We start from the raw sequence: 13685 nt of genomic DNA on the forward strand, positions 1-13685 counted from the left end.
GTCTACCCGTCTGACCGCCATTGGCCTTTAGCGCAGCAGCATAACTTGGAAGGAACCCTCAGTGGGAGCATCGATTGACGGTCTCGCCAGCGGCCTGAACACCACCTCGATGATCGACGCGCAGATGGCCGTGGAAGCGCTGCCCCAGCAGCAACTGCAGTCCAAGGTCGCTACCGACCAGTCGATGATCAACGCGCTTAACAGCCTCAACACCCGCCTGACGGTGTTGAACTCCCTTGCCACTTCCACCTCGGCGCCGGGTGCGACCAATCTGTTCACGGCCACCACCAATAGCCAGGGCGTCACTGCCACGGCCTCCACATCGGCTTCCGCAGGCTCTATCGACATCACCGTGACCCAGCTGTCGTCCACCAAGATCGGTGTTACTCAAGCTTTCACCGCCTGGCCCACCGACGCATCCGGCAACCCGGCCCATTTGACGCTGGTTGACAAGACCGGCAAGGCCACTGAGATCACCCCCGCTTCCACGAGCCTTGACGATGTAGTCAAGGCCGTGAATGCTGCCGGCGGGGGAGCGACAGCAGTGAAGGTGCCGGCCGGCAACGGCACTTATCGCCTGCAACTGACCTCCAGTACGAGTGGAGCAGCCGGCGACTTCCAGGCCTATCAGGGCACTGCCGCCGACGTCGCTGCAGGGACCGCAACAGACCTGTTCGCCGCGCCTACGGCCGCCATCGTCAAACCGGCCGCGGATGCGCAGGCCGTCCTGTATGCCGGAACCGCTGCGCAGCAGACCATCACCTCGTCCACCAATACCTTCAGCGATGTCCTGCCGGGCATCGCGGTGACTGCCACGGCCGTGAGTTCGTCACCGGTCACGGTCACTGTCGCCAGCGACACCGCCGGGATTTCAAAGAAAGCCGGCGACCTGGTTTCATCGGTGAACGATCTCCTGGGCTACATCGCGACCAGCAGCGCGGTGAACACGACCACGAGCTCCGCGGGTGTCGCCAGCGCCCAGGGCGGGATCTTCACCGGAAACAGCTCCGTCCGGGCTGTCAGCGACGCCCTCACCGAAGCGGTGGTGGCCCCGGTGAACGGCAAATCGCCCTCGGACTACGGCATCGCCATCCAAAGGGATGGCACCTTCACTTTCGACAGCGGAAAGTTCGCCTCGGCGATGGCGGCAGACCCCGCGGGAACCCAGTCGGCCCTGTCGCAGATCGCCACGAGGGTTGCCACGGCTACGACGAACGCCTCGGACCCGGTGAACGGCTCCATACCGCAGCTGATCAAGGGTCAGCAATCCGAAGTGTCGACCCTGAACTCCCAGATCGCCGAATGGGACACCCGGCTCGCGGACCGTCGCGCCGCCCTCAAGACTGTGTACACCAACATGGAGGTCCTGCTTGGGAACCTGAAGTCACAGTCTTCCTGGCTCTCCGGCCAGATTTCTTCTCTCTCGTCCTCTTCCTCCTCCTCGTCAGGAAAGTAAACCGTGACCGCCACCGCCCTGCGCGCAAGCCAGCTCAACCAGTACAACACCAACGCGATCCTCTCGGCCCCGCCGGCGCGGCTCCTGACCATGCTGTACGACCGGCTCCTCCTGGATCTGGGCCGCGCCCAGTTTGCCCAGGAAAACGCCAACTGGGGCGTCGCCCGCGAAAACTTGCTTCACGCCCAGGCGATCGTCACGGAATTGTCTTCCACCCTGAAGACCGATGCGTGGGATGGCGCGCCCGGACTGCTGAGCATCTATCAGTACGCGATGGAAGCCATGATCGGAGCCAACATCTACCGCGACGTCAACAGGACCAAGGAATGCATCGCGCTCCTGGAGCCACTCCGGCAGGGCTGGCATGACGCCGCTGCGCAGTTGCCTGCCCAGGGCGGGACCGCGGGCAAGAACGGCACGCTCGGTGTCGGCTGACCGGGTCCAGGAATGGTCCGATATTCTGGACCGCCTGGAAGGTGACATCGCGGTTGCTGTTTCCGGGGATGTGCCGGCGCCATGGAGTCCCACTGCCGAGTCCGGCCCGCTTCCGCTTGAGCTGGCGGACAGGGCGCGGCGGGTCCTTGACGCGCAGCTGGAATCCATGGCCATCCTCGACAAAATCCGGAGCGATGCCCTTGCCCACCTCGATGCCCTCAGCACCGTTCCTGGGAACCGGAATTCACCCCGTCCGTTGATCCTCGACGTCCGGGGCTGAAGGGCAGTATCCGAGGCTGAAGGGCAGTACCGAAAACAATCCCATAATCGACTAACGGATCCCTGACGCATGCCGATGGTGGAAGTTGAGCATGGATTGCTCGATGCACGGCCACGGATCGGCCTCTTCATTTCTATTCGCGAAGGCAGGCCGTCGTGTTCGATTCAGTGACTTCTGTTGCGCTTGGCAGCGCCCTGGACGGGCTCACATTGCGCCAGAACACCATCGCCAACAACATCGCGAACATCAATACCCCGAACTACCATGCCAAAAGGGTCCAGTTCGAAGACGCCCTCGCCGCCTCTGTGGCCTCCGGCGACGGGTTTGCTGCGGCAACAGTTTCCACATCCCAGGAACCTACCCAGCTCAACGGCAACAACGTGAACCTGGACACCGAAACCCTCTCCAACGTGGACACCGTCCTGCGCTACCAGTTCGCGGCACGGGCAGTCGGAGACGAATTCACCGCGATCCGCACGGCGCTGAGGAGCAGCTGATGACATTCGATGCGATCGGGATTGCCGGCTCGGCCCTGACTGTCCACCGCAAATGGCTCGATGCCGTCTCGGACAACATCGCCAACATCAACGATGTGTCCCCGACTAGCGGCAAGGCTTTCCAGGCCCGCTACGTCGAAGCCGCCGAGGGAAGCGACGGACAGGGGGTGTACGTCAAGAGCACTCCCCAGGGCAGCGCGACCGGCAGGATCGTGTACCAACCAGACCACCCGCTTGCCGACGCCCAGGGCTATGTGCGCTACCCGGACATCGACCTCTCCGAACAGATGGGTGCACTGATTGTGGCGCAACGCGGCTACCAGGCCAACGCCCAAGTGGTAGACCGTGCCCGGGAGACTTACCAGGCAGCGCTCGAGATAGGAAAATCCTGATGGCTTTTGACCCGATCGGCGCAATTCAGGGTGGCGGGGGGCAATCCGCGCAGGGCGTCTCCGGCACCGGCTACATAGGCGGTACAGCCAACATCAACGGAACCGCAAGCGCGGGGGACAGCAACGGTTTTGCGACGGCGCTCACCGGTGCCGTGGACAACCTCCAGTCGCTCCAATCGGCGTCGAACCAGCTGGCAGTGTCTGCGGTGAGCGGCAACCTTGACGACATCCACAAGGCGACGATCGCTGCCACGCGCGCCCAGATCACCATGGAGCTTGTCTCCACGGTACGGAACAAGGGCGTTGACGCGTTCAACGAGATCATGAGGATGCAGGCCTGATGCCCCCACAGATTGCCGCTTTCTTCCGCAAGTTCGGGGAAGGAATCAGAGGGTTCACCGCAGGGCAGCGCACGATCGCCATCATCGGTATCGCCGTCTTGGTCCTGGGCGGGATAGCGCTGTCAGCATGGCTTGGCAAACCATCGTATTCCCCGCTTTTCTCCGGTTTGAAGGACACCGACGCCAACAGCATCGTGGAGCAGCTGCGCAAGGACAACGTCCCGTACGAGCTCAGCAACGGCGGTGCCACCATCTTGGTTCCGGACGACAAGGTCAACGATGAACGCTTGAAAGCTGCCGCAGCAGGCCTCCCGGCAGCGGCTGCCACGGGCTATTCGCTGCTGGACAAGCTCGGTGTGACTTCCTCCGAATTCCAGCAGACCGTGACGTACAAGCGCGCGCTTGAGGGCGAACTCGCCACCACCATCCAGGCCATGGACGGCGTCAAGACCGCCGCCGTGCAGCTCGCCCTTCCGGCGAAAACGGTATTCACGGCTACGACTCCGGACGCAACGGCATCCGTGTTCGTGGAAACGCAGCCTGGCATCACACTGTCCGCGGACAAGGTCCAGGCGATTGTGCACTTGACCTCGGCGGCGATCGAGAACCTGAAGCCAACGAACGTGACCGTGGTTGATTCCCAAGGCAACGTCCTGTCCACGGTAGGAGGGGGAGCCGCGGGGTCCTCGTCCAAGCAGGCCGCCGACTACCAACAGCGCACGTCCGATTCGGTGAAGGCCGTGCTGGACAGGGTAGTGGGCCCGGGCAACGCCACGGTCGCCGTCGCTGCCGACGTGACGGGGGAGTCCGCGCAGCAGCGCAGCGAGACGTTCTCCACCGCCAAGGACGCGGCCCCACTGAGCGAGACCACCAAAACAGAGAAGTACACGGGAACGGGCGGAGGCGCTTCGGGTGTCTTGGGTCCGGACAACATTGCGGTGCCGGGCGGGACGAATGGCAACGGAAGCTTCGACTCCAGCGACACCACCAAGAACAACGCCGTCAACAAGGTCACCGAAGACCGGACCATCCCGCAAGGCGCCCTCAAGCGCCAGACCATCTCCGTCGCCATCAACCAGGCTGCGGCGGCTGGACTCAACCTCAACTCCGTCAAGTCTCTCGTCACCTCCGCGGCCGGCGTCGATCCCACGCGCGGCGACGTGGTGACTGTTGAGGTGCTCCCTTTCAGCACCTCGGCCGCGGACGCCGCGGCACAGGCGCTCGGCGCGGCCAAGGCCCAGGCCGATGCCAAGCAACAGTCGGACTTGATGAACGCGCTGATCATCGGCGGCAGCATCCTGCTTGCAGTGGTGGCGCTGATTGTGCTTGTGCTGATCCTCCTGCGCCGCCGGCAGAGCCGCGAACCGGTTGACCTTGGCGAACGGCTCGACTTCGAAATGCTGCCCCAAGCCGTCTCTACGCCGGCGCTCGAAGGACCGCCCGCGACGACGGCGATCGAACTGCCGCCGGTGCATCCCGTTCCCGCGTTGCCGATGCCCGGAGCCGAAGCGCTCGACGGCGAGCGGCGGCGGGCCCAGATTGAAGCCATGGTCGCCGAGAACCCGGCACGGACCGCCGATTACCTGCGTGGCCTCATGGATGACAGGCAGCCGGTATGAGGACCGGGGAGTTGGACGTAAGCAGCTTGTCCGGTGCCCAGAAGGTGGCCGTGGTGCTCATGCAGATGAGCCCGGCCAGCGCAGCCTCCGTCATGACCCAGTTCTCCGAATCCGAGGCCGAGGACATCGCCGCCGAGATCGTCCGTCTGCGGCGCGTTTCTCCAACCGTGGCAGACCACGTCATGACCGAGTTCCACGACCTGGCGGTCAGCGGACGCCGCACCGCCCGCGGCGGCCAGGAATTCGCCGTCGGGCTCCTGGAAGCTTCCTTCGGTGCGGACAAAGCGGCCGGTTTCATGGACAGGCTCGCCTCGACCATGGCCGGGAAGTCCTTCGAATTCCTGGAAATGATGGATTCCGGCCAACTTCTGGCCCTCATCGACGGCGAGATGCCGCAGACCATTGCCTTGATCTTGGCGCATTTGCGCCCGGGCAAGGCTTCCGCGGTCATGGCCGGCCTGGGCGAAGTGCAGCGGAGTGAGGTGGCCCGTTGCATCGCGACGATGGGGATGGCTTCGCCAGAGGCCGTGGGCATCGTGGCGGAGTCCCTCAAGGTTCGTGCCGGAGCGGTCATGTCCCAAAGGAAATCGAGCGAGATTGTCGGCGGCATCCAGCCCCTCGTTGACATCATCAACCGCTCCGACATCAACACCGAACGCTCGGTGCTCGAAGGCCTGGAAACCCTCGATCCTGAGTTGGCCACGGAAGTGCGCGCCAGGATGTTGACCTTCGTGGACATCGTGAAATTGGAACGGCGCGACATCCAGCAGATCCTGCGCGGGGTCAATGCAGAAGTGCTCGCCCTGGCCATGAAGGGTGCGCCGGCTGCGGTACTGGAGGCCGTGCGCACCAACGTGTCCGGGCGCAACCTCGAAATCCTGGAAGCCGAGATGGCTTCCGCCGGGCCGGTGCGGGCTTCCCAGATTGAAGAGGCCCGGGCAGAGATTGTCCGTTCCGTCCGGGAATTGGAAGCCGAAGGCGCCATCGTCGTCCGGCGCGGCGAAGAAGACGACTATGTCTACTGAGGCCGGGTTCCGGAAGGTGGTTTTCCCCGACATCCAGCCGGCCGCGAGGTCGAGCAAGGAAGACCGTGGGTACACCCAGGGGCACGCCGCGGGTTACGCGGCCGGCATCCGGGCGGCAGCCGCGGAACAGTTGCGCCTCCGGGAACAGCTCCAAGCCGAACACCACGCAATGCTCGACGCCGGGCGCTTGGCCGTGGCGGAAGCTGTCGGCGTGCTTGAAGCGGCCGCAGCGGCGTCCAGGCGAAGCCGTGGCGTTGTGTTGGAGGATGCGCAGGACGTGTTGGCAGCCAGCGCAATAGAGCTTGCCGAAGCCATTCTCGGGTACGAACTCGACAACGGCGCGAACACCGCGCGCGCCGCTTTGGCACGTGCGCTCGGCGCAGCGTCCGGAGCGGAAACCATAACGGCCGTCCGTCTCCACCCCGCGGACCTTGCCGCCCTGGCCGCCGTCGACGCCGGGAACCCCTCCGGCGTCGAGCTCAAGGCAGATCCGGCACTCAACCCCGGGGACGCCATCGCTGAATATCCGCAAGGCTGGCTGGACGCCCGGCTCAGCACCGCTTTGGAACGGGCCAAAGCAGCCCTGCTGGGGAACGACGCATGAGCGTCACCGACTTCCGGCCGCACGCGGGCCGTTTCCGCGCAGCCCTCGCCGCAGCGGCGCCCCAGCGCGTAGGCACTGTGACATCCGTGCTCGGCCTTGGCCTCGAGATCTCCGGTTTGGACTGCGCGGTGGGAGACCTGGTAACCGTGGGGGAGGCACCCGGGCTCGACGCCGAAGTGGTGGCCTCGGTCAGTGGCGCCGTGCGCTGCATGCCGCTGGGACGGTTGACCGGAGTGGCCGCGGGAGACCAGGCACGCTCCAAGGGCACTCCGATCCTGGTCCCCACCGGCCACTGCCTCTTCGGGCGCGTGCTCGACGGGCTCGGGCGTCCGATCGATGGCAAAGGCCCCTTGGCCCCCAGCCCCATGGTCCCTGTCGACAACGAAGCACCCTCCGCAATGCACCGCGCCCGGGTGGACACCCCGCTCCAGACCGGCGTCCGCGTCCTGGACACCCTGGCCACTCTAGGCCGAGGCCAGCGCACGGGGCTGTTCGCAGGCTCGGGCGTTGGAAAGTCCTCGCTGCTGTCCATGATCGCCCGGGGCACGGACGCCGAAGTCTCCGTGATTGCCTTGGTAGGCGAACGCGGACGTGAAGTGCGCGAATTCCTGGAAGACGACCTCGGCCCCGAAGGCCTGGCCCGTTCCGTGGTGGTTGTTGCCACGTCCGATGAGCCGGCCCTGATGCGCCTGCGTGCCGCGGTCACGGCTACCCGGATTGCCGAATCGTTCCGCGAGGCCGGCCAGGACGTGGTGCTCATGATGGATTCGCTCACCCGCGTAGCCATGGCCCAGCGCGAAATCGGCCTGTCCGCCGGTGAGCCACCGGCGACCCGCGGCTACCCGCCGTCGACGTTTTCCGTGCTGGCCCGGCTCCTGGAACGCGCCGGAACCGCCGAGACCGGTTCCGTGACCGGCATCTACACCGTGCTGGTGGATGGCGACGACCACAACGAGCCGATCGCCGACGCCGCCCGCTCGATCCTCGACGGACACGTGGTCCTGGACCGGAAGCTCGCCGTCACGGGGCATTTTCCCTCGGTTGACGTGCTTGGATCGGTGTCCCGAGTGGCCTCCAAGGTCAATTCCGCCGACCGTACGGCGCTCGCGGCATCCCTGCGCAAGGTCCTCGCCGCGCGGCGCAGCGCGCAGGACCTGATCGACGTCGGCGCCTACCACCGCGGCAGCAATCCCTTGGTTGACGCGGCACTGGACCACGAAGCCGCCATCAACGGGTTCCTGCAGCAAAGCATGGACGAATCCACCCCGTACAGCGAGTCCTGGCCGGACCTCTTCCGGCTTTCAGCAAGCCTTTCAGCAAGCTTCGAAGGAGCCGCGTGAACCGTCAATTCTCCCTGGCCGGGCTGTTGCGCCTGCGCCAGACGCAGCAGGACGCCGCCGCCAGCGGACTGGCCCGTGCCAACTCGCGGACAGCATCCCTGCGATCCCGCCGGGCTGAGGCACGGGAGGAACTTGCAGAGTCCGCGGGCGAAGCTGGAAGTTCCGCGTCGCTCCTGGCCATCGCGGCCTCCCGCGCGTCCGCGCAATGCATGTTGGCCGAGCTTGATGCCCTGGCCGCTACCGCGGAGGCCGAAGCCGCCGAGGCCCGGGCCGAATACACCGAGGCCAAGCGCCGTGCCGTGGGACTCGAGAAGCTTGAAATCCGCCACGGGGCCGCCTTCGAGGCTTCCGCGCTGCGCGCTGAACAAAGCATGCTGGACGAGATCGCATCCTCTGCTTGGCACCGGAAGGCTACCTCATGAGCATGACCGAGGCCATCGGGCGCATCCAAAGCATCCAATCGATGCTGCAGCAATTGAACCAAGGGGTCCTCCCGCAGGCCACGGCCGCGACCACCGCGACAGCGGCCTCCTCCGCGAGCACCGCCTCTTCCACGGACGCGGCGTCCTTCGCGCAAGCGTTGAGCACCGCCGTCGGGGACTCGACGACGCCGGACGCAAGCCAGCTCGCTTCTTCTTCGGGGCTCGACGGCAATGCTGTATTTTCCGGTATTGCGGGCCTCGCCGGCGCCGCGGGCCTCTCCGGCATCGCGGGTCTCCCCGTTACTGCGGCGCCCGGGGCGGGCGGTGTCACTGGCGATGCCGTAGTGGCTGACGCCAAGAAATACGTGGGCGTGCCCTACGTCTGGGGCGGCACGAACCCGGCAGTGGGCATGGATTGCTCGGGTTTCGTGCAGCGCGTCTTCAAGGATCTCGGCGTCAATCTACCCCGCGTCGTCAGTGACCAGATGCGGCAAGGCACCCCTGTTGCGACCTTGGCCCAGGCCAAGCCTGGAGACCTGCTGGTCAGTTTCGGCGGTGAACACATCTCCATCTACCTCGGCAACGGCAAAGCGATCGACGCGCCTGTGCCCGGCCAGACCATCCAGATCCGTGATGCGTGGGAACAGCAGTCCAACCTGACCGCCATCCGCCGCATTGTCCCAGCGGGAGGCTCGTGATGCAGTTGCCTGCCGCTGTTGCGGGGTCTCCGCGTCCGGCTCTTCCTGGCTCTTCGCCCGTGCCGAAGTCTGGCGCCGCCGCCGGGTTTGAAGCCGTGATGAGCGGCGTGCTGGCGTCCGACGCGAAGACCCCGGACGGGACCACACAGCAAGCGCCCGACGGCGGCGCGCAGGGAAAGCCTGCGTCCGCGGCCGCGGGGACGGTTGCCGCAGCCGCTAAACCGGAATCGCCGAAGACGGTCAAGGACAAGGCTGAGGAGCCTGCCCCGACTGGCTCGCCCGACGCATCGGGTGCGGTGGACGCAGCCAGTGCAGCGGGCTTGGCGGCCGCTATTGCGGGCGTTCCCGCGATGGCGGAAGCCACCGCGAGGCCCGTTGCTCCGCAGTCGGGCGCGCCGCGCATTGCTGTGCCGATCAAAGGTGGCGCGATCAAAGGTGGCGCGGTTGAGGGTGGTGAAGTTGCGGGCAGCATTCAGCCGGCGCCGGCCGGAACTCCTGCCCAGGCTCCCGTGGTTCCTCCTCTTCCGGTCCCTGCCCCTACTGCGCCGGGGATGCCACCGCTCGGCAGCCCGGGCCAAAGCTCAACCCAGCCTGCTCCGATCTCCGCGAGTGCCTCAACAACCGGCCGGCAGCCCGCTGGGTCCCGGCCCACCAGCCCGCTAGCCGCCGGGACCCCGTCGCCCAACACCCCGCCGCCTATCAGCCCGTCGCCTGCCAGCCCGCTAGCCACCGGGACCCCGCTGCCTACCAGCCCGCCGCCCGCTAGCCTCGAACCCGGGATCAAGACGACCGTCGCCCAGTCCCGGGAGTCCGGCACCGCCGTCGTGCTCCCCGCAGGGAAAGCCGCGACGCAACAGGACCCGCTGCGGACCCTCGGGCAGGACACTCCGGCAGCCCCGGCACTTGGGATTCCCGCGGTAATCCAGGCCGGAATTCCGGTGCCGCAGCCAGCGTCGACACCCCAGCAAGCCCCTGCGGCCGCCCCGGCGGGAATGGCAACGCCCACACCCCAAGCGGACCCTGCAAAACTGCTGCGCCAAGTGTCTGGACCACTGTTCTCCCTTGCAGCGGCCGCGCCCGGCGCGCACGTGATGACCTTGAAGCTGTCGCCGGAAGACCTAGGTCCGCTGACTGTCCGGGCCCATATTGACGGTGCAGGGGTGCGGATCGAATTGTTCGCGCCTGGAGAAGCGAGCCGTGAGGCGGTGCGCAGCGTCCTGCCGGAACTGCGGCGCGAGCTCGGCGAATCAGGCTTCGGCGCCAGCCTGGACCTATCCGACCACAACCCTCCGGCCGATACCGCCGCGGGCGGCTCGGACCCCAGGGGTTCGGATCCACAGAACCGGCGCCCGGCCGAAAACCCGGCCTTCCCACGGGGCAGCGACGGCGAATCGGGTCGCTTGCCGCGGACCGTCGTCGTACTTCCCCGAAGCAGTATCAGCAGCCTGGACATTCTTGTCTGATGAAAGAGAGCCAATAGTGACCATCCAAGCCATCGCGGCAAGCAGTGGAATCCAGCCTGGAAGCGGAACTGCCGCGCCCGCACCCGCGAAGTCCATGGACTCGAGCATGTTCATGAACCTGCTCGTGACCCAACTGAAGAACCAGGATCCAAGCGCTCCCATGGACACCAACCAAATGATGAGCCAGACCGTCCAACTGTCCATGATGGAGAAAATGACGGAGCTCACCGCCGACGCCAAGGAGAGCTTTTCGCTCCAGATGCGCAGCGCCGCCGCACAGATCATCGGCCATAACGTCAGCTACACCCTCGCGGACGGGACGAAGGGTTCCGGCGTCGCTAGTTCGGTTTCCTTCGCTGCCGGTACCCCCACCGTGGCGGTCGGGGGAGCGAATGTTCCGCTCGATTCGATCAGCGGCATGACGGCCGCGCCCACTGCTTCGCCAACCTCCTGACGCTCCGCAAACCTCCTCTGAACCACCCGAAGAAAGGCAACACCATGCTTCGTTCGCTGTACTCCGGAATCTCCGGCCTCCGTGCCCACCAGGCCATGCTGGACGTCACGGGAAACAACATCGCCAACGTGAACACGGCCGGCTTCAAGGCTTCCTCAACCCAGTTCCAGGACACACTGTCCCAGATGACCCAGGGCGCCGGCGCCCCGCAGGCTGAAACCGGCGGCACCAACCCGGCCCAGATCGGCCTGGGCGTGCGCGTTGCGGGGGTCAGCACCAACTTCAGCCAGGGTTCATCGCAGAGCACCGGGCGAGCCACTGACATGATGATTTCCGGCGACGGGTTCTTCATCACCAGCAAGGCAGGGCAGCAGCTCTACACCCGTGCCGGTGCCTTCGACATGGACGCGGCAGGCCGCCTCGTGAGTCCCGATGGCGGGATCCTGCAAGGCTGGTCCGCCGCCAACGGTGTGGTGAACCAGGGAGGTCCCGTTGGCCCGATCACGCTCTCGCCCAACACAACGTCGGCAGCAGTCGCCACCACCAAAGCCTCGCTGGACGGCAACCTGCCGTCCGACGCTGCCGTGGGAACCAGCGTGGAGCGCCAAGTCAAGGTGTACGACGCCGACGGCGCATCCCGCAGCCTGACGCTGACGTTCAGCCGCTCTGCGGGCGGTTGGGACGTGGCAGGGGCAGACGCCAACGGCGCCGCAGGCAACACGACGCTCACGTTCGCCAACGGTGCGCTGACCTCCGGCGGCACCATGACAGTCGGCGGCATCTCGGTGGACATGTCCACTGTTACCGGCTTCGCGGCGATGAGCACGCTCACGGTCGGCAGCCAGAACGGATCCGAGGCTGGCAAGCTGGAATCCTTTACTTTGGGCGGAGACGGCTCACTCGTTGGCTCGTTCAGCAACGGCGCCAAGCAGGTTTTGGCGAGGGTGGCCCTTGCCCGCTTCACCAACCCCGGGGGCCTCGAGAAAGCCGGTAGCTCGACGTACGTGGCCACCGCCAACTCCGGCGCGGCCCAGCTGGGAGCGCCGGGCGACGCCGGACTCGGTACCTTGACCGCGGGGTCCCTCGAGATGTCCAACGTGGACCTCTCGCAGGAATTCACCAACCTGATCGTCGCCCAGCGTGGCTTCCAGGCCAATGCCCGCATCATCACCACCTCGGATGAGGTTCTGCAGGAACTCACCAACCTGAAGCATTAGCGGCCGGGACTGCGGCAGGGGCGCCCCGTCACGTCACGCACAAAGGTGGCCGGCATCTCTGGACGCCGGCCACCCTCAAGCAACTACTGCACTTTTAGAGGCCGGCGACCCCGTTCGGAGTGCCGACGCCTGTGGGTCCGTCCCATCCCGTGCCGGAAAGGCACCATTGGCTCGTGGAGCACGTGCCCGTTGAACCCGAGGCGACATCATTGAACTGCCCGGAGTTTGTGTACGGGAGGGAGTTGGCCAGCGCCGTGGAGCTTCCGGAATTCCCGGAAAGCGCATACATGGCCGCGATCAGGGGTGAGGACAGGCTGGTTCCGCCATACTGCGCCCATGAGGAGACGGTGCTGCTGCTGGGCGCATACACCGCCAATCCGGTCTGCGGATCTGCGACGGCGGAAACGTCAGCCGAGGCGCGCTTGCTGCATCCCGTGCCGAAGGTGGCAGCGGCAGGCAACGCGGCGTTGACGCTGGAGCATCCGGATCCCGAGCCGGACCAGGCAGACTCGCCCCAGCCGCGCGCGCTGGTGTTCTTGACCAACGATGTGCCTCCAACCGCGGTGACGTAACTCGAGGACGAGGGGTAGGACGCGCCGGTATACCCGTTGTCGCCGGTTGACGCTGTCACGGCAATGCCCGGGTGGTTGTAATACGCACCGTAGCTGGAGTCTGCGGAATCCCCGCCGCCGTAGCTGTTGGAGATCGCCTTGACGCCCGGCTGCTTGGCGGCCGTTGCCACGGCTGTGCCAAGATTGGTGAGGCTGGCTGTTGTCGCCTGTACCACCAAGATCTTGCAGTCCGGGCACGCTGCCGAGACGGCATCGACGTCGAGCGCTGTTTCGTCGGCCCATCCGGAATTGAACGCCGGGAGTTTGTTGCCGCCGTTTTGGTCCTTGATGGTGAGGCAGCCGTTGCTGACCGTGCATGCCGGAAGGCCGAACTGTGCGCGGTAAACGCCGAGATCGCGTTCAAGGTTCGGATAGCCGTAGGCATCCACGATGGCGACGGTTCGGCCGCCGGACTGGAGGCCCGTGATGTTGTAGGCGCTCTGTATGTCCGCAGGGGTCTTACCGGTGGCGGACGGAGTGCTCGAAGCGGGCTTGACCTGTCCTCCATGAGTAGCTGTGGCGGGGACCGAATCGTCGACGTACTTAAGTGCAAAACACGAGGCATTGCCGCTCGGAACATCGGCGCAAGCCCTCTCCGCATGCCAATTGGCATGCGGAGATGGTTGGGCGACTGCGGCCGGCGCTGTGGCTGAGGCCGCACTCACCAATAGCAACAACGCTGCGGAAACGCTAAGGATCTTCTTCACGAAACCTCCACGAGGGTCAATAAGATCCGAGTTGACAGAATTGTCAACTCGGCGTGACAAGCTTCGCATCAAACTTCACAATTGTCACCCACGTCACATTCGCCCCCGTGGTAACGGCCTGGGC

General features: G+C 65.6%; 16 protein-coding genes. 15 read left to right on the forward strand and 1 reads right to left on the reverse strand.

Features of this window, described 5'->3' with window-relative positions; translation table 11 throughout:
• The first annotated feature begins 61 nt into the window (after positions 1–61).
• The 15 genes from fliD to J2S96_RS03860 all read left to right on the forward strand — a co-directional run bounded on the left by fliD (position 62) and on the right by J2S96_RS03860 (position 12243).
• Entirely contained in the window at positions 62–1456 is a 1395-nt protein-coding gene (gene fliD, locus J2S96_RS03790; RefSeq protein WP_306860058.1) for a flagellar filament capping protein FliD, read from the forward strand.
• A gap of 3 nt (positions 1457–1459) precedes the next feature.
• A complete protein-coding gene (fliS, locus tag J2S96_RS03795; protein WP_306860060.1) occupies positions 1460–1891 on the forward strand; it encodes a flagellar export chaperone FliS in 432 nt (143 codons plus the stop codon).
• The gene (locus J2S96_RS03800) at positions 1881–2171 is read left to right on the forward strand and encodes a hypothetical protein (RefSeq protein ID WP_306860062.1); all 291 of its coding nucleotides are present in this window, start codon (positions 1881–1883) and stop codon (positions 2169–2171) included. Before fliS ends, J2S96_RS03800 begins: the two co-directional genes overlap by 11 nt.
• A 155-nt stretch (positions 2172–2326) precedes the next feature.
• On the forward strand, positions 2327–2668 hold the full coding sequence (flgB, locus tag J2S96_RS03805; protein ID WP_306860064.1) for a flagellar basal body rod protein FlgB: 342 nt from the start codon (positions 2327–2329) through the stop codon (positions 2666–2668).
• Positions 2668–3060 (forward strand): flagellar basal body rod protein FlgC, encoded by a 393-nt coding sequence (locus J2S96_RS03810; RefSeq protein WP_306860066.1) that lies wholly within the window; start codon positions 2668–2670, stop codon positions 3058–3060. The genes flgB and J2S96_RS03810 overlap by 1 nt, the downstream gene beginning before the upstream one ends.
• Entirely contained in the window at positions 3060–3401 is a 342-nt protein-coding gene (gene fliE / locus J2S96_RS03815; protein ID WP_306860067.1) for a flagellar hook-basal body complex protein FliE, read from the forward strand. Before J2S96_RS03810 ends, fliE begins: the two co-directional genes overlap by 1 nt.
• Complete coding sequence (fliF, locus tag J2S96_RS03820) at positions 3401–5020, forward strand: flagellar basal-body MS-ring/collar protein FliF (protein ID WP_306860070.1); 1620 nt, start codon at positions 3401–3403, stop codon at positions 5018–5020. The genes fliE and fliF overlap by 1 nt, the downstream gene beginning before the upstream one ends.
• Positions 5017–6045, forward strand: a complete 1029-nt coding sequence (gene fliG, locus J2S96_RS03825; RefSeq protein WP_306860072.1) for a flagellar motor switch protein FliG — start codon at positions 5017–5019, stop codon at positions 6043–6045. The genes fliF and fliG overlap by 4 nt, the downstream gene beginning before the upstream one ends.
• Positions 6035–6649 carry a FliH/SctL family protein gene (locus J2S96_RS03830; protein ID WP_306860074.1) on the forward strand — a complete coding sequence of 205 codons (615 nt, stop codon included), beginning with the start codon at positions 6035–6037 and terminating at the stop codon, positions 6647–6649. Before fliG ends, J2S96_RS03830 begins: the two co-directional genes overlap by 11 nt.
• Positions 6646–7989 (forward strand): FliI/YscN family ATPase, encoded by a 1344-nt coding sequence (locus J2S96_RS03835; RefSeq protein ID WP_306860076.1) that lies wholly within the window; start codon positions 6646–6648, stop codon positions 7987–7989. The genes J2S96_RS03830 and J2S96_RS03835 overlap by 4 nt, the downstream gene beginning before the upstream one ends.
• Positions 7986–8411, forward strand: coding sequence for a flagellar FliJ family protein (locus tag J2S96_RS03840; protein ID WP_306860078.1), 426 nt, complete (start codon positions 7986–7988; stop codon positions 8409–8411). Before J2S96_RS03835 ends, J2S96_RS03840 begins: the two co-directional genes overlap by 4 nt.
• Complete coding sequence (locus J2S96_RS03845) at positions 8408–9109, forward strand: C40 family peptidase (protein ID WP_306860080.1); 702 nt, start codon at positions 8408–8410, stop codon at positions 9107–9109. The genes J2S96_RS03840 and J2S96_RS03845 overlap by 4 nt, the downstream gene beginning before the upstream one ends.
• A gap of 59 nt (positions 9110–9168) precedes the next feature.
• The gene (locus tag J2S96_RS03850) at positions 9169–10572 is read left to right on the forward strand and encodes a flagellar hook-length control protein FliK (protein WP_306860082.1); all 1404 of its coding nucleotides are present in this window, start codon (positions 9169–9171) and stop codon (positions 10570–10572) included.
• Positions 10573–10588: 16 nt separating this feature from the next.
• Positions 10589–11026, forward strand: coding sequence for a flagellar hook assembly protein FlgD (locus J2S96_RS03855; protein WP_306860083.1), 438 nt, complete (start codon positions 10589–10591; stop codon positions 11024–11026).
• Positions 11027–11070: 44 nt separating this feature from the next.
• Positions 11071–12243, forward strand: coding sequence for a flagellar hook protein FlgE (locus tag J2S96_RS03860; RefSeq protein ID WP_306860085.1), 1173 nt, complete (start codon positions 11071–11073; stop codon positions 12241–12243).
• Positions 12244–12337: 94 nt separating this feature from the next.
• Here the strand turns inward: J2S96_RS03860 and J2S96_RS03865 are convergent, their stop codons facing one another.
• Positions 12338–13561 carry a S53 family peptidase gene (locus tag J2S96_RS03865; RefSeq protein WP_306860087.1) on the reverse strand — a complete coding sequence of 408 codons (1224 nt, stop codon included), beginning with the start codon at positions 13559–13561 and terminating at the stop codon, positions 12338–12340.
• Between the last annotated feature and the right edge of the window lie 124 nt (positions 13562–13685).

The organism is Arthrobacter bambusae, assembly GCF_030812595.1.
GTDB classification, from domain to species: domain Bacteria; phylum Actinomycetota; class Actinomycetes; order Actinomycetales; family Micrococcaceae; genus Arthrobacter; species Arthrobacter bambusae_B.